The 23,378-nt window shown below is 70.3% G+C and carries 25 protein-coding genes; 12 read left to right on the top strand and 13 right to left on the bottom strand.

What is annotated here, in order from left to right:
- Nucleotides 1-411: hypothetical protein (locus tag IFR11_RS12395; protein WP_191916351.1), on the bottom strand; the 411-nt coding region annotated here is incomplete at its 3' end.
- 259 nt (nt 412-670) lie between these two features.
- Nucleotides 671-1,657, bottom strand: coding sequence for a COX15/CtaA family protein (locus IFR11_RS12390; protein ID WP_191916350.1), 987 nt, complete (start codon nt 1,655-1,657; stop codon nt 671-673).
- Nucleotides 1,658-1,904: 247 nt separating this feature from the next.
- On the opposite strand from IFR11_RS12390, the gene sufB reads away from it, so the two are divergent.
- From sufB to IFR11_RS12360, 6 genes are all read left to right on the top strand, one after another.
- Entirely contained in the window at nt 1,905-3,323 is a 1,419-nt protein-coding gene (sufB, locus tag IFR11_RS12385) for a Fe-S cluster assembly protein SufB (protein ID WP_055837990.1), read from the top strand.
- Nucleotides 3,324-3,387: 64 nt separating this feature from the next.
- Entirely contained in the window at nt 3,388-4,581 is a 1,194-nt protein-coding gene (sufD, locus tag IFR11_RS12380) for a Fe-S cluster assembly protein SufD (RefSeq protein WP_055837697.1), read from the top strand.
- A complete protein-coding gene (locus IFR11_RS12375) occupies nt 4,578-4,907 on the top strand; it encodes a non-heme iron oxygenase ferredoxin subunit (protein WP_055837695.1) in 330 nt (109 codons plus the stop codon). The genes sufD and IFR11_RS12375 overlap by 4 nt, the downstream gene beginning before the upstream one ends.
- Before the next feature lie 37 nt (nt 4,908-4,944).
- Nucleotides 4,945-5,715 (top strand): Fe-S cluster assembly ATPase SufC, encoded by a 771-nt coding sequence (gene sufC, locus IFR11_RS12370; RefSeq protein WP_055837692.1) that lies wholly within the window; start codon nt 4,945-4,947, stop codon nt 5,713-5,715.
- 9 nt (nt 5,716-5,724) lie between these two features.
- On the top strand, nt 5,725-6,054 hold the full coding sequence (locus tag IFR11_RS12365) for a metal-sulfur cluster assembly factor (protein WP_055837689.1): 330 nt from the start codon (nt 5,725-5,727) through the stop codon (nt 6,052-6,054).
- Between the two features lie 107 nt (nt 6,055-6,161).
- A complete protein-coding gene (locus tag IFR11_RS12360; RefSeq protein ID WP_191916349.1) occupies nt 6,162-7,325 on the top strand; it encodes a MalY/PatB family protein in 1,164 nt (387 codons plus the stop codon).
- 97 nt (nt 7,326-7,422) lie between these two features.
- Here IFR11_RS12360 and IFR11_RS12355 read toward each other — a convergent pair whose 3' ends face one another.
- Genes IFR11_RS12355 through IFR11_RS12335 form a run of 5 tightly spaced genes read right to left on the bottom strand, consistent with a single transcriptional unit; the run spans nt 7,423 to nt 12,444 of the window.
- The gene (locus tag IFR11_RS12355; protein ID WP_191916348.1) at nt 7,423-8,331 is read right to left on the bottom strand and encodes a siderophore-interacting protein; all 909 of its coding nucleotides are present in this window, start codon (nt 8,329-8,331) and stop codon (nt 7,423-7,425) included.
- The gene (locus IFR11_RS12350) at nt 8,315-9,169 is read right to left on the bottom strand and encodes an ABC transporter ATP-binding protein (protein WP_055837679.1); all 855 of its coding nucleotides are present in this window, start codon (nt 9,167-9,169) and stop codon (nt 8,315-8,317) included. Before IFR11_RS12350 ends, IFR11_RS12355 begins: the two co-directional genes overlap by 17 nt.
- A gap of 52 nt (nt 9,170-9,221) precedes the next feature.
- Nucleotides 9,222-10,286, bottom strand: a complete 1,065-nt coding sequence (locus tag IFR11_RS12345; RefSeq protein ID WP_191916368.1) for an iron chelate uptake ABC transporter family permease subunit — start codon at nt 10,284-10,286, stop codon at nt 9,222-9,224.
- 56 nt (nt 10,287-10,342) lie between these two features.
- Nucleotides 10,343-11,389, bottom strand: a complete 1,047-nt coding sequence (locus IFR11_RS12340; RefSeq protein ID WP_235561609.1) for a FecCD family ABC transporter permease — start codon at nt 11,387-11,389, stop codon at nt 10,343-10,345.
- 32 nt (nt 11,390-11,421) lie between these two features.
- Entirely contained in the window at nt 11,422-12,444 is a 1,023-nt protein-coding gene (locus IFR11_RS12335) for an ABC transporter substrate-binding protein (protein WP_191916347.1), read from the bottom strand.
- Between the two features lie 267 nt (nt 12,445-12,711).
- Here IFR11_RS12335 and IFR11_RS12330 point away from each other — a divergent pair, with 267 nt between their 5' ends.
- A complete protein-coding gene (locus IFR11_RS12330; protein WP_055837672.1) occupies nt 12,712-14,310 on the top strand; it encodes an ABC-F family ATP-binding cassette domain-containing protein in 1,599 nt (532 codons plus the stop codon).
- A 171-nt stretch (nt 14,311-14,481) separates the two neighbouring features.
- Here the strand turns inward: IFR11_RS12330 and IFR11_RS12325 are convergent, their stop codons facing one another.
- From IFR11_RS12325 to IFR11_RS12310, 4 genes are all read right to left on the bottom strand, one after another.
- Nucleotides 14,482-15,336, bottom strand: coding sequence for an SURF1 family cytochrome oxidase biogenesis protein (locus IFR11_RS12325; RefSeq protein WP_191916367.1), 855 nt, complete (start codon nt 15,334-15,336; stop codon nt 14,482-14,484).
- A gap of 132 nt (nt 15,337-15,468) precedes the next feature.
- The gene (locus IFR11_RS12320; RefSeq protein WP_191916346.1) at nt 15,469-15,675 is read right to left on the bottom strand and encodes a hypothetical protein; all 207 of its coding nucleotides are present in this window, start codon (nt 15,673-15,675) and stop codon (nt 15,469-15,471) included.
- The gene (locus IFR11_RS16650; RefSeq protein WP_082516580.1) at nt 15,672-16,046 is read right to left on the bottom strand and encodes a DUF3099 domain-containing protein; all 375 of its coding nucleotides are present in this window, start codon (nt 16,044-16,046) and stop codon (nt 15,672-15,674) included. Before IFR11_RS16650 ends, IFR11_RS12320 begins: the two co-directional genes overlap by 4 nt.
- 118 nt (nt 16,047-16,164) lie before the next feature.
- Nucleotides 16,165-16,881: a DUF4190 domain-containing protein gene (locus IFR11_RS12310; protein WP_342030296.1), complete on the bottom strand. Its 717-nt coding sequence runs from the start codon at nt 16,879-16,881 to the stop codon at nt 16,165-16,167.
- 274 nt (nt 16,882-17,155) lie between these two features.
- On the opposite strand from IFR11_RS12310, the gene fabG reads away from it, so the two are divergent.
- Nucleotides 17,156-17,866 carry a 3-oxoacyl-ACP reductase FabG gene (fabG, locus tag IFR11_RS12305; RefSeq protein ID WP_055837650.1) on the top strand — a complete coding sequence of 237 codons (711 nt, stop codon included), beginning with the start codon at nt 17,156-17,158 and terminating at the stop codon, nt 17,864-17,866.
- A gap of 209 nt (nt 17,867-18,075) precedes the next feature.
- On the opposite strand, the gene serB is transcribed toward fabG, so the two are convergent.
- Nucleotides 18,076-18,717 carry a phosphoserine phosphatase SerB gene (gene serB, locus IFR11_RS12300; RefSeq protein ID WP_055837644.1) on the bottom strand — a complete coding sequence of 214 codons (642 nt, stop codon included), beginning with the start codon at nt 18,715-18,717 and terminating at the stop codon, nt 18,076-18,078.
- 121 nt (nt 18,718-18,838) lie between these two features.
- Between serB and IFR11_RS12295 the strand changes: the two genes are divergently transcribed.
- The gene (locus tag IFR11_RS12295; protein WP_055837641.1) at nt 18,839-19,312 is read left to right on the top strand and encodes an S-ribosylhomocysteine lyase; all 474 of its coding nucleotides are present in this window, start codon (nt 18,839-18,841) and stop codon (nt 19,310-19,312) included.
- Between the two features lie 210 nt (nt 19,313-19,522).
- Here IFR11_RS12295 and glgC read toward each other — a convergent pair whose 3' ends face one another.
- Nucleotides 19,523-20,767: a glucose-1-phosphate adenylyltransferase gene (glgC, locus tag IFR11_RS12290; RefSeq protein ID WP_055837638.1), complete on the bottom strand. Its 1,245-nt coding sequence runs from the start codon at nt 20,765-20,767 to the stop codon at nt 19,523-19,525.
- Nucleotides 20,768-20,843: 76 nt separating this feature from the next.
- On the opposite strand from glgC, the gene glgA reads away from it, so the two are divergent.
- The 3 genes from glgA (at nt 20,844) to IFR11_RS12275 (ending at nt 23,302) form a co-directional block, all read left to right on the top strand.
- Nucleotides 20,844-22,034 carry a glycogen synthase gene (glgA, locus tag IFR11_RS12285; RefSeq protein ID WP_191916344.1) on the top strand — a complete coding sequence of 397 codons (1,191 nt, stop codon included), beginning with the start codon at nt 20,844-20,846 and terminating at the stop codon, nt 22,032-22,034.
- A 121-nt stretch (nt 22,035-22,155) separates the two neighbouring features.
- A complete protein-coding gene (locus IFR11_RS12280) occupies nt 22,156-22,938 on the top strand; it encodes an ABC transporter ATP-binding protein (RefSeq protein WP_055940109.1) in 783 nt (260 codons plus the stop codon).
- Between the two features lie 112 nt (nt 22,939-23,050).
- Entirely contained in the window at nt 23,051-23,302 is a 252-nt protein-coding gene (locus IFR11_RS12275; RefSeq protein ID WP_055837630.1) for a type B 50S ribosomal protein L31, read from the top strand.
- Nucleotides 23,303-23,378 lie beyond the last annotated feature (76 nt).

Below are 23,378 nucleotides of genomic sequence, written 5' to 3'. Positions count from 1 at the left end.
CGACGACGTCTCGACGTCGGCGTCTTCGACCGCCAGGGGCGCCGCGGTCGCGGCGGGGGCGGTGTACGACGGGGTCGACGACACGGGCGGCTCGGCCGAGGTCTCGTCGTCGCTCGTCCAGTCGATGGTCTCGATCGCGACGTCGGCGCGGGCACGCGTGGTCACCACGGCGGCCACGGCCAGGGCGGAGGCGATGCCGATGGCACCGGCGGCGAGGACGGCGGCGCCCACCGACACCCACGCCTGTGCGACGTAGACGGTCACGACCGTGGCGTTGGGGTCGTTGACGAGGGCTTGGATCTCGTCGACCTGACGGAAGACGAGGACGAGTCCGCCGATCACTGCGGCGAGCGACGCGACCACGAGCACCCAGAACGGGATGCTGGTCACCAGGCGGGGACGGGTCTGCATGAGATGAACTCCTTGTCGTACCGTGCTCCGGGGATGCACGACGGCTGTTTCCGGTACCGGGGCACCGGGAGGGGATCCGGGCCTCTCAGGGCACCGGAAGTCCCACAGTGTCGCACGGGTCGGGGTGTCGGCTAGGGGACGCCGATGAATCGCCTATGAGGGTATAAGGGCCGCGGACTGCCGGGGCGACCGCGCGGACGAGGGTCGCCTCCCCGCGGAAACGCGCGAAAAGTGTCGTGCCGACGCGATTCTTCCGGCCTCAGCCGCGTGCGGCCGCCGTCTGGCGCGGGGGCGCGGGGCGTTCGGTGACCGCGGGCTCCTTGAGGCGCAGGACGACCACCGTCATGGTGGCCGCGGCGAGGGCGGCGAGCACCATGTGCGTGCCGACCGCGATCTCGGGCAGGCCGTTGCGGGCCTGGTAGAGGCCCACCGCGATCTGCACGAGCTCGACCGCGACCAGCGCCGTCGCCCAGCGTCGAACGCCCAGGCGCAGGCGCCACGCGAGCACCACCACGATCAGCGTGAGGAAGAACAGCGCGTAGCCCGGCCACGCGTGCACGTGTTCGAGCACCTGGGCGTCGAAGCCGTTGCGCACCGAGGCTGCATCGCCCGAGTGCGGCCCCGCTCCGGTGGTGAGCACGCCGAACACGATCGTGAGGGCGAGGACGGCGGTCGTCGTGTGCACGAGACCGGCGAACCAGTGGGGCACCGCGAGCGTACGCGGGCCGGCGGGCGCGTTCATCAGCACCAGGAAGGCGGCGCACACCGCCACCAACGACACCGAGGCGACGTAGTGGAATCCGACGATGAAGGGGTTCAAGCCGGTCAGCACGGTCACGCCGCCGACGAGCGCCTGAGCGACGACGCCGCCGAGCACGATGAGCGACAGGACGAAGAGGGCGCGACGCTCGCGACGCAGGCGCCAGACCAGCACGACGACCACGATCGCCAGGATGCCGACGAGCCCCGTCAGCGTGCGGTTGCCGAACTCGATGATGCCGTGGATGCCCATCTCGGGCGTGTTCACGATCGAGTCGGCGGTGCAGCGCGGCCAGGTGGGGCATCCGAGGCCCGAGCCGGTCAGGCGCACCGCACCGCCCGTGCCGATGATGAGCACCTCGGCGAGGAACGACAGCCAGGCGAAGACGCGCACGCGCCGATCGACATCGGTGGGGAGCCACGCGAGGAAGCGACCGGGGATCGTGGCGGCGCGGGACGAGGGGGGCGTGGTCGAGGCGGGGGACATGCGCTGGCTTCCTGGCATCGGTCCGCTCGGGCTGCGGGAACAGCGGACCTGCCGTGCCGGGAGCGGGTGTTGCCTGTAGAATCAAAGGGTCCGGGTGCAGCGCTCACGCGATCCGCACCGGAGACAGTCTAGGCGCGCAGCCAGCGCCTTCGAACGGGCCCACCAGCGACATTCCTGGGACTTCGACCGGAGTCCGGAATGCCGGGGCGGATGACACCGTTGAGGCCCGAGAAGGAGAGTGATCACCATGTCCGATGTACTCATCGACCGACCCGAGCTCGAAAGCCTGGGGCAATACGAGTTCGGCTGGCACGACACCGACGCCGCCGGTGCGCTCGCGCAGCGCGGCATCAACGAGGACGTCGTGCGCGGGATCTCCGCTCTGAAGTCCGAGCCCGAGTGGATGCTGAAGACGCGCCTCAAGGGCTACCAGCTCTTCGGTCGCAAGCCCATGCCCACGTGGGGTGCCGACCTGTCGGACATCGACTTCGACAACATCAAGTACTTCGTGCGCTCCACCGAGAAGCAGGCGCAGACCTGGGAAGACCTTCCGGAAGAGATCCGCAACACGTACGAGAAGCTCGGAATCCCCGAGGCTGAGCGTCAGCGCCTGGTCGCCGGCGTCGCCGCGCAGTACGAGTCCGAGGTCGTCTACCACCAGATCCGCGAGGACCTGGAGCAGCAGGGCGTCATCTTCATGGACACCGACACGGCGCTGCGCGAGCACCCCGAGTTCTTCGAGGAGTACTTCGGCACCGTCATCCCCGCCGGTGACAACAAGTTCGCCGCGCTCAACACCGCCGTGTGGTCGGGCGGATCGTTCGTGTACGTGCCGAAGGGCGTGCACGTGGAGATCCCGCTGCAGGCGTACTTCCGCATCAACACCGAGAACATGGGCCAGTTCGAGCGGACCCTGATCATCGCCGACGAAGACAGCTACGTGCACTACATCGAAGGCTGCACGGCGCCGATCTACAAGAGCGACTCGCTGCACTCGGCCGTCGTCGAGATCATCGTGAAGAAGAACGCCCGCGTTCGCTACACGACGATCCAGAACTGGTCGAACAACGTGTACAACCTGGTCACCAAGCGGGCCGTGGCCCACGAGGGCGCGACCATGGAATGGGTCGACGGCAACATCGGCTCCAAGGTGACGATGAAGTACCCCTCCATCTACCTCATGGGCGAGCACGCCAAGGGCGAGACCCTGTCGGTCGCCTTCGCCGGTCCCGGACAGCACCAGGACGCCGGCGCCAAGATGGTGCACATGGCGCCCTACACGCAGTCGTCGATCGTGTCGAAGTCCATCGCGCGCGGCGGCGGTCGCGCGGGCTACCGCGGCGAAGTGCGAGTGGATGCCAACGCGCACCACTCCGCGAACACCGTGCGCTGCGACGCGCTGCTGGTGGACACCATCTCGCGCAGCGACACGTACCCCGCGATCGATATCCGCGTCGACGACGTGCAGCTCGGACACGAGGCGACCGTCTCGAAGGTCAGCGAAGAGCAGCTCTTCTACCTGCAGTCGCGCGGCATGCCCGAAGACGAGGCCATGGCCATGATCGTGCGCGGGTTCATCGAGCCCATCGCGCGCGAACTCCCCATGGAGTACGCCCTCGAACTCAACAAGCTCATCGAGATGGGCATGGAGGGCAGCGTCGGATGATCTCTTCGGCGACATCCGCGCCTCCCGTGTTCTCCCCTCTCGCGCCGAACGGAGTATCAGCTCAGTGACCACAGCGACCACGACCCCCGCGGATTCCGCGGCGGGTCACATCGACCCGGCCGCCCTCGTGGCATCCATCGTTCCGGTGCAGACGCGCTCGGAGCGGGCGACCTCGTTCGATCCGGCCGACTTCGGCACGCCGACAGGCCGCGAGGTGAACTGGAAGCTCAGCCCGATCGACCGGCTCGCGCCGCTGTTCGTCGACCAGGCCGGTCCCACGGGCGTCATGCAGGTCGAGGTGCACGCCCCGGCCGAGCTCGAGCAGCTGCGTCTCGGTCACGGTGACGCGCCCCGCGGCGAGCACTTCCGCCCCGAAGACCTGCCCAGCGCCATCGCCTGGTCGCAGGAGGCCGAGGCACCGCTGCTGCGCATCCCCGCCGATGTCGAGCTGACCGAGCCGGTCGTCGTCCGCCTGACGGGCACGGGCGGCCTCGCTCACGCCCACGTGGTCATCGAGGCGCAGCCGCACTCGCGCGGCACCGTCGTGCTGCGCCACGAGGGCACGGCCCAGCACGCGCAGAACGTCGAGATCATCGTGCGCGACGGCGCCGACCTCACGGTCGTGTCGGTGCAGAACTGGGACGACGACGCGATCCACGCCTCGGCGCACCAGGCGCGCGTCGACCGCGACGCGAAGTTCACGCACATCGTCGTCAGCTTCGGCGGCGGCGTCGTGCGCGTGAACCCGTCGCTGGAGCTCTCGGGCGCCGGCGCCGAGGGGCGCATGTACGGCCTGTCCTTCTCGGACGCCGGCCAGCACCTCGAGTCGCAGGTGTACCTGCACCACAAGGGCCCGCACACCGTCGGCGACGTGCTCTACAAGGGAGCCCTCCAGGGCCAGGGCGCTCGGAGCGTCTGGATCGGCGACGTGCTCATCGGACCGGATGCCACGGGCACCGACTCGTACGAGGCCAACCGCAACCTCGTGCTCACCGATGGCGCGCGCGCCGACTCGATCCCGAACCTCGAGATCGAGACCGGTGACATCCAGGGCGCCGGCCACGCGAGCGCGACCGGTCGTTTCGACGACGAGCAGCTGTTCTACCTGCAGGCGCGCGGCATCGACGAGTACGAAGCCCGCCGTCTGGTGGTGCTCGGGTTCCTGAGCGAGATCGTGCAGCGCATCGGCATCCCGGAGCTCGAGACCGAGCTCACCGCGGCCATCGAGCGCGAATTGGCCGACGGAGCAGCGGCGTGAGCGCCGCGCGCGCCTGCGCCCTCAGCGACCTCACGCAAGACGAGGCGCACCGCGTCGAGCTCGACGGCGTCGCGATCGCGGTCGTGCTCGACGGCAACGGAGAAGTGCACGCCATCGGCGACGTCTGCACGCACGGCGACATCTCGCTGTCGGACGGCTTCGTCGAGGGCGAGACGCTCGAATGCTGGGCCCACGGCTCGGCGTTCTCGCTGCGCACCGGCCGCCCCCTCAACCTGCCGGCCTTCGAGCCGGTCCCCGTGTACGAGGTCGTGATCGACGGAGACGACGTGCTCATCGACACCTCCGTCACCAAGGCGACGGCCTGAGCCGCGCCCACGAACCCAGATTTACGTAAGGAACCCCATGTCTGTCCTCGAGATCCGCGACCTCCACGTGACGGTCGAGACGGAGAACGGTACGACCCCCATCCTCAACGGCGTGACGCTGACCATGCGCACCGGTGAGACCCACGCCATCATGGGGCCCAACGGCTCCGGCAAGTCGACCCTGGCGTACACGATCGCCGGTCACCCCAAGTACACGGTGACGAGCGGCTCCATCACGCTCGACGGCGAAGACGTGCTCGCGATGACCGTCGACGAGCGCGCGCGCGCCGGCCTCTTCCTCGCCATGCAGTACCCGGTCGAGATCCCCGGCGTCACGGTCACCAACTTCCTGCGCACGGCCAAGACGGCCATCGACGGCGAGGCGCCGGCGATCCGCACGTGGACCAAGGACGTCAAGCAGGCCATGGGCAACCTGCGCATGGACCCCAAGTTCGCCTCGCGCAACGTCAACGAGGGATTCTCGGGCGGCGAGAAGAAGCGCCACGAGATCCTGCAGCTCGAGCTCCTCAAGCCGAAGATCGCCGTGCTCGACGAGACCGACTCCGGCCTCGACGTCGACGCGCTGAAGATCGTCTCCGAGGGTGTGAACCGCGCCAAGGAGCAGACCGGTCTCGGCGTGCTGCTCATCACGCACTACACGCGCATCCTGCGCTACATCCGTCCCGATTTCGTGCACGTGGTCGTTCAGGGCCGCATCGTCGAAGAGGGTGGATCCGAACTCGCCGACCGTCTCGAGGAAGAGGGTTACGACCGTTTCCTCGAGGCCGGTACGCCGATCGACGCGTAGGATCGTTACATGACCGCAACGCTCGCTCCCGAGAAGTACGACGAGGTCACCGAGGCCTTGAAAGACGTCATGGACCCCGAACTGGGGATCAACGTCGTCGACCTGGGACTCATCTACGACCTCGCGTGGGACGACGAGAACGACGCGCTCGTCATCCACATGACCCTGACGTCGGCCGGCTGCCCGCTGACCGATGTGCTCGAAGAACAGACGGCGCAGTCGCTCGACAACGTCGTGGACCGTTTCCGCATCAACTGGGTGTGGATGCCGCCGTGGGGTCCCGAGCGGATCACCGACGACGGCCGCGACATGATGCGCGCCCTCGGCTTCGCGATCTGAGAATGCTCGACGAAACGCCCGCTCCGCTCCGGCGGGGTGGGCGTTTCGTGTGTCGCCGTCTGACGCCGACCCCCGCGTCGTGCGAGCGTGCTCGTTAGGCTTTCGGGATGAGCGTTCCCCCCTTGAAGGCCCTGCCGCTCGAGCTCCTCCGTCAGCGCAGCAGTACCAAGTGGCGCTCGTACGGGGATGACGTCATCCCCATGTTCGTCGCCGAGACCGACTTCGCCCTCGCCCCCGCGATCACCGCGGCGCTCACCCGGGCGGTCGAGATCGGCGACACCGGCTACACCCCGCCGCGTCCGGGCATCGACCTCGACTTCGCCGCGTACGCCGAGCGGCAGTGGGGGTGGCGACCCGATCCGGCGCGCATCCGGTGGACGGGTGACGTGATGATGGGCGTGGTCGAGGTGCTGCGCGCGGTCACCCGTCCGGGCGACCGCGTGATCGTCACCCCGCCGGTGTACCCGCCCTTCTACGACACCGTCGAAGAGGCTGGTGCGGTCGTCGAGCGCGTGCCCCTCGTCGACGACGGCGAGCGGTGGTCGCTCGATCTCGACGGCATCGAGCGCGCCCTCGCCGCCGGCGCCCGCTCGGTGCTGCTGTGCAACCCGCACAATCCCACCGGCACCGTGCACACCCGTGCGTCGCTCGCGGCGCTCGCGCGCCTCGTGCACCGGTACGGCGCCACCGTGGTGAGCGATGAGATCCACGCCCCGTTGACGCACGCTCCGATCACCTTCACCCCCTTCTTGGATGCCGGCCCCGAGGCCGCCCTCGTCGGCTACACCGTCACGAGCGCGAGCAAGACCTACAACCTCGCGGGCCTGAAGTGCGCGGTCATCGTGACCGCCGACGAGTCGACCGCCGAGGTCGTGCGCGGGCTGCCCTGGGAAGTCGAGTGGCGCGCCGGATTGTTCGGGGTCATCGCCAACAGGGCGGCGTTCTCGGCCGAGAGCGACGAGTGGCTCGAGGGGTTGATGGCCGCCCTCGACGAGAACCGCCACCTGCTCGCCGATCTGCTGGCCGAGCACCTGCCGCTCGCGCGGTACCGGCCGCCCGAGGCCGGCTTCCTGGCGTGGGTCGACGTCTCGGCCTACGGCTGGGGCGACAACCCGGCACCGTACCTCCGCCGTGAAGCGGGGGTGGCCCTGCACCACGGCCCGCTCTTCGGCGAGCAGGGCGTGGGACACGTGCGCATCAACGTCGGGTGCGCGCCCGAGGTCTTGCGCGAGGCGATCGAACGCATCGGCGCGCTGGCCCGCCGCGCCTGACGCGGGTGCATCGGTACTCCGCGCCCGATGCGGGCGGGTCGTTGCACCTGACGCGGGTGCATCGGCGCTCCGCGCCTGACGGGGGCGGGTCGTCGCGTCAGTACTCGGCGCGACCCGTGCGCCAATAGCCCATGAACGCCACGGCGCGGCGATCGACGCCGCGCTCGGTGACGAGGTGGCGGCGCAACGCCTTGATCGCCGATGCCTCACCCGCGAGCCAGGCGTACAGCGGGGCCTTCTTCAGCGCCGCCCCGCCCTTGGCCGTGCGGGGAACCTCCCAGAGCATGCCCTCGTCGATGTCGATCTCCTCGACCTCGTCGCCGTGGCCCTCGGGGGTGAGGGCGAAGGCCGCGTCGCGCGTCGCCGTGACCAGGTGCGCGTGGCGGTCGCCGTCCGCGCGGGCAGCGATCCGGAACGAGAAGCCCGGATGCTGCGGGAGATACGCGCAGTCCTCGGGCGTGGGCACTTCGAGCACGACCGTGCCGGTGGCATCCGGGGGCAGCTGCTCGAGGATGACGGCGATGGCGGGAGCTGCGGTCTCGTCGCCGGCGAGCAGGTACTCGCCGGTCTGCGCGGGCGGAACGAAGTCGACGCCGAAGCTCACGTCGGTGAGGGCGATGGTGGGGGCGAAGATGAGCACCTCGTCGCCGGGGCGCGCGTTCTCGATCCACGCCGAGGCCGGTCCGATCACCTCGTGCGCGACCATGTCGATGTCGACCTCGCGGTCGCCGCGTCGCACCGCCCGCGTCGTGTAAGTGCGGAAGGGCAGGCGGCGCTCGTCGGGCAGGGCGCGCCAGTCGGTCCACCAGTCCGCGCCCGTGGGCATGGCATCCAATCCCAGGTCGTCGGTGGGGAAGACCACCTTGATGCGCTGGTCGAAGCCGGGGTCGCCGTACTCGTGCAGGTCGTCGCCGGTGAAGGTGAACCGACGGAAGCTGGGGGTGAGGTCGGTGATGCGGGCGACGCGGACGCGGAAGAACCGCGCGGTGTCAGGAGTGGAGGGCATCGAGGGTCTCCGGCGAGGCGTCGGGGGCGGGAACGCGGGCGCTCACGTGGTGGCGACCGCGGGGGAGGACGAGGGGCGTGCCCGAGACGGGGTCGGGGACGACGAGGGCATCGAGGCCGAAGACGTCGGCGATGAGCTCGGAGGTCATGACCGCGCTCGGGTCTCCGGCGGCGACGATGCGGCCGTCGCGCAGGGCCACCAGGTGGTCGGCGTAGCGCGCGGCCATGTTCATGTCGTGCAGCACCATCACGGTGGTGGTGCCGCGGTCGCGGTTCAGGTCGGTCAGCAGGTCGAGCACCTCGACCTGGTGGGCCACGTCGAGGAAGGTCGTCGGCTCGTCGAGGAGCAGGATGTCGGTCTCTTGCGCCAGAGCCATGGCGATCCACACCCGCTGGCGCTGGCCGCCCGACAACTCGTCGATGGAGCGGTCGGCCAGGTCGCTGATGCCGGTGGCCGCGAGAGCCTCGGCGACGACCTCGTAGTCGCGCGCGCTCCACCGCGCCAGAGCGCGCTGGTGGGGGTGGCGCCCCCGGCCGACGAGGTCGGCGACGGCGATGCCCTCGGGGGCGATCGGGCTCTGGGGAAGCAGACCCAGGATGCGGGCGATCTCTTTGGAGGGGCGCTCGTGCAGCGCCTTCCCATCGAGGACGACGCGCCCCGTCTTGGGGGGCAGCAGGCGCGCGAGGGCGCGCAGCAGCGTGGACTTGCCGCACCCGTTCGCACCGACGATGGCGGTGATCCGCCCGGCGGGGAGTTCGAGGTCGAGCTCGTCGATGATCGTGCGGTCGCCGTACGAGAGGGTGAGCTTCTCGGCCGAGAGCGTGCGGTTAGCAGTCACGAGAGGCCTCCCCGGTCGACGGGAATCGGCGGGATGGTGCTTCGGGTCGCGATCACAGCGAGCCTCCGGAACGGTTCGTTCTGATGAGCAGGTAGATGAGGTAGGGGGCACCGAGCACGCCGGTGATGACGCCGACGGGGTAGCGGTTGTCGAAGGCGAACTGGCCGACCAGGTCGGAGACCATCACGAGCAGGGCCCCGACGAGTCCCGCGGGCAGCAGCAGCGAACCGCCCGGGCCGATGAGTCGCGCGGCGATGGGGCCGGCCATGAAGGCGACGAAGGCGATGGGACCGCTCGCGGCGGTGGCGACGGCCAGCAGCACGACGGCGCCGACGATGAGCAGCAGACGCGTGCGTTCGACGCGTACGCCCAGCCCCGCCGCGGAGTCGTCGCCGAGGCGCAGCACGGCCAGACCGCGGGTGTTCGCGGCCATGAGCGGCACGATGACGACGACGGCGATCGCGAGGGGGAGCAGGCGCCCCCACGAGGCGTTGTTCAGGCTGCCGGTCAGCCACTGCATCGCGGTCTGCAGGTCCCAGTTGGCCGCGCGGGTGAGCATCCAGGTCGTGACGCTGTCGAGCATCGCGGCGACGCCGATCCCGATGAGCACGAGCCGGGTGCCCGTGAAGGCTCCGCGGCGCGAGAGCAGGTAGATCGCTCCCGCGGTGCCCAGGGCGCCGACGAGCGCGAAGGCCGAGACCGCGGCATCCGACAACGAGAAGCCGACGATGGCGACGACGGCGAAGGCGCTCGCGCCCGACGAGATGCCGATGATGTCGGGGGAGGCCAGGGGGTTTCGCAGCATGGTCTGGAACGTCACGCCCGCCATGCCGAAGGCGAGGCCCGCGAGAAGACCGAGGCTCGCGCGGGGGAGGCGCAGCTCGCCGATGGTGAAGGAGGCGCCGGGCACGGTCTGCCCGAGGAGCACCCGCACGACCTGGTCGGGCGTGTAGAAGGTGTTGCCCACCATCAGGGTGATGACGAAGGCGGCGACCACGGCGGCGACCAGGATGCCGGTGACCGTGGTGCGTCGACGGGCGCGGCTGCGCCGGCCGCGCACGAGGGCGGCGACGTCGGGGGCGGCGGCTCCGGACGTGGCGGCGGCGGGCGTGGCGATCCGGGGCGTGAGGGGGGTACGCGCGGTGGTCCGGCGGTCGCGGGTGTCGGGGGCGCTCACAGCTCGCGTACTTTCTGCCGACGCACGATCCAGATGAAGAACGGCGCTCCGATGAGGGCGGTGAGGATGCCGACCTCGATCTCGGTCGGACGAGCGACGAGGCGCCCGATGACGTCGGCGCCGACGAGCAGCACCGCCCCGCCCAGGGCCGAGAAGGGGACGAGCCAGCGATGGTCGGTGCCGATCAGCAGTCGGCAGACGTGCGGCACGACCAGGCCCACGAAGGCGATCGGGCCGGCGACAGCGGTCGCCGCCCCCACGAGCACGACGGCGCCGGCCGAGGCGACCAGGCGGGTGCGCCCGACGTGCTCGCCGAGGCCCGTCGCGACGTCGTCGCCGAGCGCGAGGGAGTTCATACCGCGCGAGCACAGGACGCAGACGAGCGCGCCGGCGGCCAGCACGGGGAGCACGACCTGCACGCGGTCCCACGTGGCGCCGCCGATGCCGCCGATCTGCCAGAACCGGAACGTCTCGAGCAGATCGACGCGGGGGAGCAGGATCGCGCTCGAGAGCGATCCGAAGGCGGCCGTGGTCGCCGCTCCCGCGAGGGCGAGCTTGAGCGGGGTCGCGCCTCCGCGTCCGAGCGAGCCCACGGTGTAGACGAACACCGCGGCGACCGCCGAGCCCACGATCGCGAAGCCCAGGTAGCCGAACGAGCTCGACAGGCCGAAGAAGGCGATGCCGGTGACGACCGCGAGCGATGCTCCGGCGGACACCCCGAGGATGCCGGGGTCAGCGAGCGGGTTGCGGGTCACGGCCTGCATCGTGAGACCGGCCATGGCCAGGGCCGCGCCGACGAGCAGGCCCAGGACGGTGCGCGGGATGCGCGTCGTCACCGCGGCTTCGCCGACCCCGGTGCCGCCGGTGAAGGCCGAGACGATCTCGGTGATCGACACGTCGCGCGTGCCGAAGGCGACGGATGCCACCGACACCACGACCACGCCCACCGTGAGCACCAGCAGCCAGAGGAGCCGTCGGCTCGCCGGGCGCCGCAGGGAAGCGGCATCCGGGAGCACGTCGACGACGGTGGAGCGGGAGGTCACGATGGGCGCGGTCCGGTGTGCGGGGTAGGGGATCAGCCGACGGCGGCGGTGAGCAGGTCGAGGTACCGGCTGAAGCCCCAGTTGATCGACAACGGTGAGGGGTTCGCCGAGGCCGCGAGGGGCGTGCCGTCTTCGAGGACCGCGATGTGGCCGGCGGCGATGGCGGGGATCTTCGACAGCAGCGGGTCGGCCTGCAGCTGCGCGACGGTCGAGCCGTCGGTGTTGCCGTAGGTGATCCACAGGCCCACGTCGCTGAACGTATCGGCCTCTTCGGCGCTGATCTCGCTGTAGAACGCGTCGATCTCGGCCGAGGTCTTGCTCACCTGTGCGGGCACGGGCATGCCCAGCTCGTGCAGGTAGCCCGCGCGCGGGTCGTGCGAGGTGTAGTAGGTGATCTTGCTCATGTTGGTCGGGTCGGTGAACGCGAACAACGGCGCGACATCGGCGAGGGCGGGATGGGCGTCGAACGCCTCCTGCGACTCGGTCTTGATCTGGTCGATGAGAGCGTCGCCCTCGCTCTCGAGCCCGAGGGCCTTCGAGTTGAGCTGGATCATCTGGTCGAGCGTGGTTCCCCAGGCGGCGTCGGGGTAGGCGACGACGGGGGCGATCTTCGACAGGGTGTCGTAGTCCTCCTGCGTCAGGCCGGAGTACGCGGCGAGGATCACGTCGGGCTGCGTGTCGGCCACGGCCTCGAAGTCGATGCCGTCGGTCTCGTCGAAGAGCACGGGGGTCTCACCACCTAGCTCGGTCAGCTTGTCTTCGACCCAGGGGAGGATGCCGTCGCCGTCATCGTCGCCCCAGGTGGCCTTGGCCATGCCCACGGGCACGATGCCGAGGGCGAGGGGGACCTCCTGGTTCGACCACGCGACGGTGGCCACGCGCTCGGGCTTCTTCTCGATCACGGCCTGGCCGAGGGCGCTGTCGACCGTGACGGGGAACACGCTGTCGGACTCCTGCGCCGCCCCGCCTTCCGACGTTTCGGGCGACCCGGCGCAGCCGGCGAGAACGAGGGCGGAACCGGCGGCGAGAGCAGCCAGGGCGCGGAATCGGGACACAGAGAGCCTCCTGTGATCTAAGTAAGGACAGGCTTAGCTTATGTCCTCGATCGGGTGAGAACGCAAACCCGCGGGCCCGCTCCCGCGCCGATCGTCTCGACACCGAGGTATCGACGGCGACCACCCGCGCGCGGATCGGGTGCGCGTCCACGACCGCCGGGACGGGGCTGTCGGGACGCTGTCGGAATGCGTGCAGGAAGCCGCCGTATACTGGGTGGCTGGCCTTCTGGGCCACCCACCCCCAACCCCGAAGAACGGACGTTCGCTGTGCTCGCCGTGCACGACCTCGAGATCCGCGTGGGTGCCCGCGTGCTCATGTCCGACGTGGCGTTCCGCGTCTCCGACGGAGACAAGATCGGCCTCGTCGGGCGCAACGGCGCGGGGAAGACGACCCTGACCAAGGTGCTCGCGGGCGACCTGCTCCCCGCGAACGGCGGCGTCGACCGCGTGGGCGAACTGGGCTACCTGCCGCAGGACCCCCGCTCGGGCGACCCCGAGATGCTGGCCCGCACGCGCATCCTCGACGCCCGCGGCCTCGGCTCACTGGCGCTCGGCATGCACGAGGCCTCGATGGCGATGGGCGACGACGACCCCGCCGTGGCCGCGAAGGCCATGAAGAAGTACGGCACCCTCACCGAGCAGTTCGAGGCGCAGGGCGGGTACGCGGCCGAAGCCGAGGCGGCATCCATCGCCCACAACCTCTCGCTTCCCGACCGCATCCTCGAGCAGCCACTGAAGACCCTCTCGGGAGGACAGCGTCGCCGCATCGAGCTCGCGCGCATCCTGTTCTCGGACGCCCAGACGATGATCCTCGACGAGCCCACCAACCACCTCGACGCCGACAGCGTCGTGTGGCTGCGCGAGTTCCTCAAGGGGTACAAGGGCGGGCTCATCGTGATCTCGCACGACGTGGAGCTCGTCGGCGAGACGGTGAACCGCGTGTTCTACCTCGACGCGAACCGTCAGGTTATCGACGTCTACAACATGAACTGGAAGAACTACCTGCGCCAGCGGGTGGCCGACGAGGAGCGCCGCAAGAAAGAGCGCGTCAACGTCGAGAAGAAGGCCACTGCTCTGCAGCTGCAGGCGGCGCGCTTCGGCGCGAAGGCCTCGAAGGCCGCGGCCGCGCACCAGATGGTCGCCCGCGCCGAGAAGATGCTGTCGGGACTCGACGAGGTGCGCGCCGAAGAGCGCGTGGCGAAGCTCCGCTTCCCCAAGCCCGCGCCCTGCGGAAAGACCCCGCTCATGGCATCCGGACTGTCGAAGTCGTACGGCTCGCTCGAAATCTTCACCGACGTCGACCTCGCGATCGACCGCGGCTCCCGCGTGGTGATCCTGGGCTTGAACGGTGCGGGGAAGACGACGCTGCTGCGTATCCTCGCCGGCGTCGACCAGCCCGACACCGGTCAGCTCGAGCCCGGGCACGGCCTGAAGGTCGGCTACTACGCCCAGGAGCACGAGAACCTTGACGTGAATCGTTCGGTGCTCGAGAACATGATGTCGTCGGCGCCGCACATCACCGCCACCGAGGCCCGCAAGGTGCTGGGTTCGTTCCTGTTCGTCGGCGACGACGTGCTGAAGCCCGCCGGGGTGCTCTCGGGCGGCGAGAAGACCCGTCTGTCTCTCGCGACCCTCGTGGTGTCGTCGGCGAACATGCTGCTGCTCGACGAGCCCACGAACAACCTCGACCCGGCCTCGCGCGAAGAAATTCTCGGGGCGCTCTCGCACTACGAGGGTGCCGTCGTGCTCGTCTCGCACGACGAGGGGGCCGTCGAGGCGCTGAACCCCGAGCGCGTGCTGATCCTGCCCGACGGCGTCGAGGACATCTGGGGTCGCGACTACGCGGACCTGATCACGCTGGCCTGAGCGCGCTGACCTGATCGCGCTGACCTGATCACGCCGGCCTGATCACGCTTGCCTGATCACGCTGGTCTGATCACGCCGGCCTGAGCGCGGTCGTCACGAACGCGCCCGTTGCTGACGGCGTCCTCGATTGCGGAGCTGACTGCGCGCGGCGGCGATCGAGGCCCGTCCCGCTCACCTCGCGTCGAGCAGGGCGTCCTCGTCGTCGGCATCGCGGTCGCGGGGGAGCTTGCGCGAGCGGTGCAGGGCGACCGGGTCGACGCGGCGGCGGCCCTCGTCGGCGCGCACGGGCGCGGCGGCGGGAACGACGTCGTCATCGTCGTCTTCGGCGTCCTCGCGGCGCAGGCGCCGTTCGCTCACGATCACGTAGGTGATGAACCCGAAGCCCATGAGGGCGAAGAGGATCCACTGGATCGCGTACGACAGGTAGGGGCCGGGATCGTTGCTCGGGGGGTCGACCGTCAGCGGCGCGGTCGCAGGGGCGGGGGTCTCGGACATCAGCAGTCCGTACGCGCCGGGCTCGAGGGGACCCGTCTGCTCGGCCACGAGACCGAGGTTGATGGTGGGAACCTGGCCGGCTTCCGCGGTGCGGCCCGAGGTGGGGGCGGCCTCGCCCGGACGGAGGCGGACCTCGACGGTCACCTCGCCGGACGGCGGGTCGGGGATGTCGTCGGGGAGCGACTGGCTGTTGCCGGGCGGGAGCCATCCGCGGTCGACGAGCAGCGTGCGTCCGTCGTCGAGGCGGAAGGGCACGAGCTGCTCGTAGGCGGCGGAGCCGCCGTGGGCGCGGTTGCGCACGAGGAGCTGTTCGTCGGCGAGGTACCGGCCCTCGAGGCGCACGGGCCGCCATTCGTCGGAGGGGGTGAGCTCCGCGCCGGGCGCGAGCAGATCGCCCAGGGCGACCGGGGCGGCGTCGTAGTTGTTCGCCACGAGCTCGAGCTGTTCGCTGCGCTCGGCGTTGCGCGAGAACTGCCAGTTCGACAGGAAGGCGCACGCGATCGCGAACAGGATCGCCACGCCCACGTACATGGCCCAGCGCGCGGCGGCGGGGGTCTCGCGGGCGCTCACGCCGCACCGTCCCTCTGCCGCGTCTCGCGCGCGCTCACCTGCAAGCTTTCGGCCACGCCTTCCAGCGTACGTCGATCGGCGGCGTGCGCGAGTTCATCGCGCGTCTTGAGCGAGGGCGGCGACGTCGACGGGAAAGTCCCGGGCGTGGAGGAACTCGCGGAGGTAGGCCACGTGGGCGTCGCAGGCGACCCAGGTCTTCCTGCGGTCGGCGGCGTGGATGCGGGGATTGCGCCAGCCGATGACCCAGACGGCGGTGTCACGGCATCCGGCCCGCGAGCACTCGGCGGCGGCCTCGGTCACGACCGGTCGTCGCGCGGCGGGGCGAGACGCGGGCTCTCGGCGATGCGGATGACGAGCGGCTCGTCGGCGGCGGGAGCCGGCGTCGGCGCGGCCGGCCGCGGTGCGTCGATGGCGCGTTCGGGGTTGATCGCCGTGCTCGGTGCGGCGTCCTGGCCGACGTTCGCCACGATGACGGCGAGGTAGGGCAGGAAGATCGCCCCCGCGGCGAACACGAAGGTGTACCAACCGTAGGGAGTGATGACGGCCATCGCGATGAAGCACGCGATGCGGATCCCCATCATCACCATGTACTTGGTGAAACGGGAGTCGGCGTCGTCCCGGGGTGCCTTCGGGAGCGACGTCGCGGATTGCGCACGGGACGGTGTCTTCACAGTGAGACCACAGTACGCCCGTCGCGACGGCACGGGGTGAGGGGATGCCACGTCTGTTCGACGTCGTGACAAGCGCGTCGCCGCCCTCCCCGTGCCGTCGGCGCGAGGCGCTGCGGTCTCAGGAGTACCGCGACCCGGGTGCGCTCGCGAGCGCTCCGATGAAGATCGCGAACGCGATGATGGCCAGCACGCCGAGGGCGAGCGTGGCGTAACCGATGATCACGCCGGCCAGGGCGAGGCCGCGGCCCTTCTCTCCCCGGGACTTGATCTGAGAGAGCGAGATGTGCCCCATCACCACCCCGGCGATCTGGCCGATGACCGGCAGCACGAACACCCCGGCCAACGACGCGATGAACGAGACGATCGCGAGGGTGTTGGTGCGCGCTGCGGCGTATCCGTAGCCGTAGGCGGGCGCACCGTAGGCCGCGGTCGCCTGGTTGTACGCGGGTGCATCGGAGGGGGCGTCGTACGCCGGCGCTCCGTAGGCGGGGGCGCCGTAGGCCGGTGCGCCGGAGGTGGATGCCGCGTCGCCCGCCACGTCGTAGGGCGGGGTCGCGGGAGCACCGTACGCCGGGGCGGCGGGGGCGGACCCGTACGGCGCCTCGGGAGCGGCACCGGGGGCCGGAGCCGGGGCTGCCGGGGCCTCGGGAGCCGTACCGGATGCCGACGGGGCACCGTCGCTCGAGACGGCGTCGCCGCCGTCGAACGGGCTCGCGCCGGGCGAGGGGTCGCCCGTCGGGGGAGCGTACGGCGACACCGGCACGCCGGAGGCGTCGGCGCTGGCGTCGGACGAACCGGCGGGCTGGTTCGGGTCGGTCGTGCGGTCGTCGCTCACGGGGTCCCTTTCATCGTGCGTCGCTCCAGAGTTCCAGCGCCGCTCGGGCCGTGTCAAACCTCCGGGGCTCGCGGGAGGCGGGCGGCGGTGCGGTGGGGGCGCGCGGACGGGTGGCATCGGGTTCCCCCGCGCCCGTCGTCGTGGGTGCCGTGCTCCGTGCCGGTGCCCGTGCTCCGCGGCCGCGCTTCGAGCCCGAGCCCGCGCTCCACGGCTCGGACGTCAGCCTCGGTAGGCTGAGTCGGTTCCGTCCCTCGCAAGCGCAGGAGTCTCACCCATGTCTCAGGACCGCGTCGTCGTCGTCACCGGTGGAAACCGGGGCATCGGTCGTGCCATCGCCGAGCGCTTCGTCGCGGAGGGGTGGCGCGTCGCCGTCACCGCCCGCTCGGGCGAGGGCCCCGAGGGCACCCTCACGGTGCGCGCCGACGTCACCGACGCCGCCGCCGTCGACGCCGCCTTCTCGCGGGTGGAGGCCGAGCTCGGACCGATCGCCGTGGTCGTGGCCAACGCCGGCGTCACCAAGGACACTCTGCTGCTGCGCATGACCGAGGACGACTTCGACAGCGTCGTCAACACGAACCTCGGGGGAGCGTTCCGCGTGGTCAAGCGTGCCTCGAAGGGCATGCTGAAGGCACGGTGGGGCCGCGTCATCCTCATCTCCAGCGTCGTCGGACTGTACGGTTCGGCCGGTCAGATCAACTACGCGGCGTCGAAGAGCGCCCTCGTCGGTTTCGCCCGCTCACTCACGCGCGAGCTCGGGGGGCGCGGGATCACCGCGAACGTCGTCGCTCCGGGCTTCATCGAGACAGACATGACGGCCGAGCTTCCGGCCGACACGCAGGCCGACTACAAGAAGAGCATCCCCGCGGGGCGCTTCGCCTCTCCCGACGAGGTCGCCGGTGTCGTCACCTGGCTCGCCGGCGATGACGCCGCCTACATCTCGGGCGCCGTGATCCCGGTCGACGGCGGCCTCGGCATGGGGCACTGACGAGGCAGGACCCTCCTGGGGCGCGGGTCGTCGGCCGACAGGGTGCACGTCACGACGGTGAACGGGATGCCGTGCCGGCGGTCGTCGTGGAGCGGGCTCGGGTCGGTGGGGATGCGTGCCGAGACCGTCAGCACCGCGCCGTCGGTTCGCCGGCGCACGACGAACCACACCCGGCCATGCAGGGCGCGGCGCCGTCCACGCCCGCCGCGTCAGCGCGGCAGCAGCGCGATGACCTGGGCCAGGTCGACGTCGCCGATCACGAGGTCGGCGCGCTCGCGCACGGCGGGCTTGGCGTTGAACGCCAGCCCCAGGCCGGCCGTCGCCATCATCTCGAGGTCGTTCGCGCCGTCGCCGATCGCGAAGGTGAGCGAGAGGGGCACGCCGTGTTCCGCCGCCCAGGCGCGCAGCGTCTCGGCCTTCGCCGTGGCATCCACGATCGCGCCGTCGACCTCGCCGGTGAGCGCGCCGTCGACGGCGACGAGCCGGTTGGCGCGCCAGACGTCGACTCCCAGGTCGGGGGCGACGGTGTCGAGCACCTCGTGGAACCCGCCCGACACGACGCCGACGACCCCACCGCGCTCGTGCACAGCGGCGATGAGTTCGCGCACGCCGGGCGTGGGTTCGATGCGGGCGATCGCCCGGGCGAAGGCCTCGGTCGGCACGCCCGTGAGGGCGGTGACCCGCGAGCGCAGGCTCGTGGCGAAGTCGACCTCGCCGCGCATCGCGGCCTCGGTCGCCGCGGCCACCTCGGCGCCTCGGCCGGCTTCGTCGGCGAGGAGTTCGATGACCTCATTGCGGATCAGGGTGGAGTCGGCATCGAGCACGACGAGGAATCGGGCGGGCGCAGGCACGCGCTCGACCCTAGCGGGTCGGGCCGCGGGTCCCGCGTCGCGCGGCGTCACGCGCGGCGCCGTCACCGGCATCGCCGCGTAGGCTTTCGCGGTACCCCGAACCCCTCAGAAGGGACCCTCCATGGCCGATGTCGAGAGCTTCACCCTGGATCACACCGCCGTGCTGGCGCCCTACGTGCGCCTGATCGGCACGGAGTCGGGCCCGCGCGGCGACGTCATCTCCAACTTCGATCTGCGCCTCGTGCAGCCGAACGAGCAGGAGATTCCCACGGCCGGGCTCCACACGATCGAGCACCTGCTCGCGAGCCTCGTGCGCGACCGCATCGAGGGTCTCATCGACATCTCGCCGTTCGGATGCCGCACCGGCTTCCACGTCATCATGTGGGGCGAGCCCGCGGTCGCCGACCTCGTCGAGGCCATCACGGGCTCGCTGCGCGCGATCGCCGAAGACGTGCAGTGGGATGACGTGCCCGGCACCGACGCGTTCAGCTGTGGCAACTACCGCGACCACAGTCTGCACAGCGCCCGCGAGTGGTCGAAGGTCGTGCTCGACAAGGGCATCAGCAGCGACGCGTTCGCGCGCGTGGGCGTCTGATCCGACGTCGGTGCGGAGGCGGTGATCAGCCGGGACGCGTTCACGCGCGTGGGCGTCTGATCTGACGTCGGTGCGGAGGCGCTGATCAGCCGAGACGCGTTCGCGCGCGTGGGCGCCTGAACGAGACCGGATGCCAGAAGGGGCGGCGACCGTGATGGTCACCGCCCCTTCCGGCATCCAGGATCCCGGCATCCGGGGTCTGGATCACGCTCACGCGTGGACGTGCACGTCCTTGCCGACGACGGTGATGCCCGTCTCGGTGACGGTGAAGCCGCGGGCCAGGTCGCGTTCGCGGTCGACGCCGATGGTGGCGCCCGGTTCGAGCACGACGTTCTTGTCGAGGATCGCGCGGTGGATGCGGGCTCCCGCGCCGACCTGCACGCTGTCGAACAGCACCGAGTCGGTGATGGTCGAGCCGCCACCCGCCAGGGCCCAGGGGCCGACGACGCTGCGCTCGAGGTGGGTGCCCGAGAGCACCGAACCGAGCGAGACGATCGAGTCGATCGCGTTGCCGATGCGTCCGACCGAGTCGCGCACGAACTTCGCCGGCGGGGCGTTGAACGTCTGCGAGTAGATCGGCCAGTCGGTGTTGTACAGGTTGAAGATCGGCAGGGTCGAGATCAGGTCCATGTGGGCGTCGTAGAACGACTCGATCGTGCCCACGTCGCGCCAGTACGAGCGGTCGCGCGGCGTGGAGCCCGGAACGTCGTTGCGCTGGAAGTCGTAGACGGCCGCTTCGCCGCGGTCGACAAACCAGGGCACGATGTCGCCGCCCATGTCGTGCGCCGAGGTCGGCAGCTCACCGTCGTGCGTGACGGCTTCGACGAGCGCATCGGCGTCGAAGATGTAGTTGCCCATCGACGCGAGCACCTCGTGCGGGGCGTCGGCGAGACCGGTGGGGTTCTGCGGCTTCTCGAGGAACGCGCGGATCTTCGTGGGGTCGGTCGGATCGGTGTCGATCACGCCGAACTGGTTCGCGAGCCCGATGGGCTGACGGATGCCGGCCACCGTGGCGCGCGCGTCGGAGGCGATGTGCGCGTCGAGCATCTGCTTGAAGTCCATGCGGTACACGTGGTCGGCACCGATGACGGCCACGATGTCGGGCTTCTCGTCGCGGATGAGGTTCATCGACTGCAGGATCGCGTCGGCCGAACCCGAGAACCATCGCTTGCCGAGACGCTGCTGCGCCGGCACCGACGCCACGTAGGCGTTCAGCATCGGCGACATGCGCCAGGTCTGCGAGATGTGGCGGTCGAGGCTGTGCGACTTGTACTGCGTGAGCACGACCAGCTGACGCAACCCCGAGTTGATGAGGTTGGAGATGGCGAAGTCGATCAGGCGGTACTGACCACCGAACGGCACGGCGGGTTTCGCGCGGTCGGCCGTGAGGGGCATGAGACGCTTTCCCTCGCCGCCGGCGAGGATGATTCCGAAGACCTTCGGCGCTGCAGGCATGGCACCACACTAGGGGTCGAAAACTCCCGCGACTACACGCGGCGCGTCGCTTGACGGGTGTACTACCGTTCGTGTCATGCGCGTCGACATCGTGACCAAGGAATACCCGCCGGAGATCTACGGCGGTGCGGGTGTCCACGCCACCGAACTGGTGCGCGCGCTGCGTGCCGAGGGCACCGAGGTGCAGGTCCGCGCCTTCGGTGCGGCGCGCGACGAGGACGACACGACGTCGTACGGCGTCCCGGCGGAGCTCTCCTCCGCGAACGGCGCGATCCAGACGCTCGGCACCGACCTCGAGATCGTCTCCGACACCGCCGGCGCCGACGTCGTGCACTCCCACACCTGGTACGCGAACTTCGCCGGACACCTCGCCTCTCTGCTGCACGGCATCCCGCACATCGTCACCGCGCACAGCCTCGAGCCGCTGCGCCCGTGGAAGGCCGAGCAGCTCGGCGGCGGCTACGCCGTGTCGAGCTACATCGAGAAGACCGCGTACGAGGGAGCCGCGGCGGTCGTCGCGGTGAGCTCGGGCATGCGCGACGACATCCTTCGCAGCTACCCCGCTCTCGACCCCGCCAAGGTGCGCGTGATCTACAACGGCATCGACACCGAGTCGTGGCATCCGGTGTCGGACGACGCGTTCCTGTCGTCGGTCGGCATCGACCCCGCGCGGCCCTCGGTCGTGTTCGTCGGGCGCATCACCCGTCAGAAGGGGCTGCCCTACCTGCTGCGCGCGGCGGAGCAGCTGCCCCCCGAGGTGCAGCTGGTGCTGTGCGCGGGGGCGCCCGACACCCCGCAGATCATGGCCGAGGTGCAGGAGCTCGTGCGTGGACTGCAGGCCACGCGCGACGGCGTCGTCTGGATCGACCGACTGCTGCCGCGGGGCGAGTTGTGCGCGATCCTCACCTCGGCGACGACGTTCGTGTGCCCGTCGGTCTACGAGCCGCTGGGCATCGTCAACCTCGAGGCCATGGCGTGCGGTGCCGCGGTCGTCGGCACGGCGACCGGGGGAATCCCCGAGGTCGTCGTCGACGGCGTCACCGGCCGTCTCGTGCCGATCGAGCAGGTGCAGGACGGCACGGGCACGCCCGTCGACCCCGAGCGCTTCGTCGACGACCTGGCCCGCGTGCTCACCGAGGTGGTGACGGATGCCGAGACCGCCCGCGCCTACGGACAGGCCGGTCGCCAGCGCGCCATCGACGACTTCAGCTGGGCGGCGATCGCCGAAACCACGGCGGCGCTGTACGCGGAGGTGGCGGGGAAGTAGCGGGCGGCGCCGTCGGGGGCGCGCGGTACGCCGAGGTCTCGGGCCTCGCGGTGCCGCGGCGCCTCGCCGCGCGGGCCGCGTCGCACACGGCCCGGCGTGTCGGGGCCAGTAGGCTAGCCCCATGCCGCAGGTGCTCGAATTCTCCGATGTCGTCGTCCGCCGCAACGGTCGGGACATCGTGTCCCACCTCGACTGGACGGTCTCGGATGACGAGCGCTGGGTCGTCCTCGGACCGAACGGCGCCGGCAAGACCACGGTGCTGCAGCTCGCCGACACGCTTCTGCATCCCACCTCGGGCTCCGTCACGATCCTCGGCGAGCAGCTCGGGCGCACCGACGTGTTCGAGCTGCGTCCGCGCATCGGCTTCGCCTCGTCGGCGATGGCCCGCCGCGTTCCGCCCGAGGAGAGCGTGCTCGACGTGGTGCTCACCGCCGCGTTCTCGGTCGTGGGGCGCTGGCGTGAGGACTACGACGACATCGACGAGCGACGCGCGCTGCGGGTGCTCGCCGAGTGGAAGCTCGACCACCTCGCCGACCGCACGTTCGGCACGCTCAGCGACGGCGAGCAGAAGCGCGTGCAGATCGCCCGCGCCGTCATGACCGACCCCGAACTGCTGCTGCTCGACGAGCCCACGGCCAGCCTCGACCTCGGCGCGCGCGAGGAACTGCTCGCGCTGCTGTCGGGATACGCGCAAGCGCCCACGACGCCCGCCATGGTGATGGTGACGCATCATGTCGAGGAAATCCCCGTCGGATTCACGCACGTGCTGCTGTTGCGCGACGGCGAGGTCGTGGCATCCGGACCCCTCGATGAGGCCCTCACCGCCGAGAACCTCTCGTCGACGTTCGGGCTGAACATCACGCTGACGCACGAAGCCGGTCGCTACGCGGCGCGCGCGGTCTGAGCGCGACCGGCGTTCGCGCGCGGGCCTGGTAGACTCTTCCGTTGGTGCATACGGCGCCGCCGACTTTGACGTCCTGGCAGAATCCAGGGCACCACTTCTCAAAGGACCTCCCATGCAGACTGACATCCACCCCACGTACAAGGCCGTCGTCTTCCGCGACCTCGGTTCGGGCGACACCTTCCTGACCCGTTCGACGGTCTCGAGCGACAAGACGATCGAGCTCGACGGCGTGGAGTACCCCGTCATCGACGTGGAAATCTCGTCGGCCTCGCACCCCTTCTACACGGGTAAGCAGCGCATCATGGACTCGGCCGGTCGCGTCGAGAAGTTCAACCAGCGCTTCAAGAACTTCGGCGGTCGTTGATCCCCACGGATCCGTCGCGAAAGCCCCTCGTCCTTCGGGACGGGGGGCTTTTTTCGTTCCGTCAGCGCGGTGCGGC

The organism is Microbacterium sp. CFBP 8801, from assembly GCF_014839455.1.
GTDB lineage: Bacteria > Actinomycetota > Actinomycetes > Actinomycetales > Microbacteriaceae > Microbacterium.
This window is presented reverse-complemented; position numbering and strand designations above follow the sequence as displayed.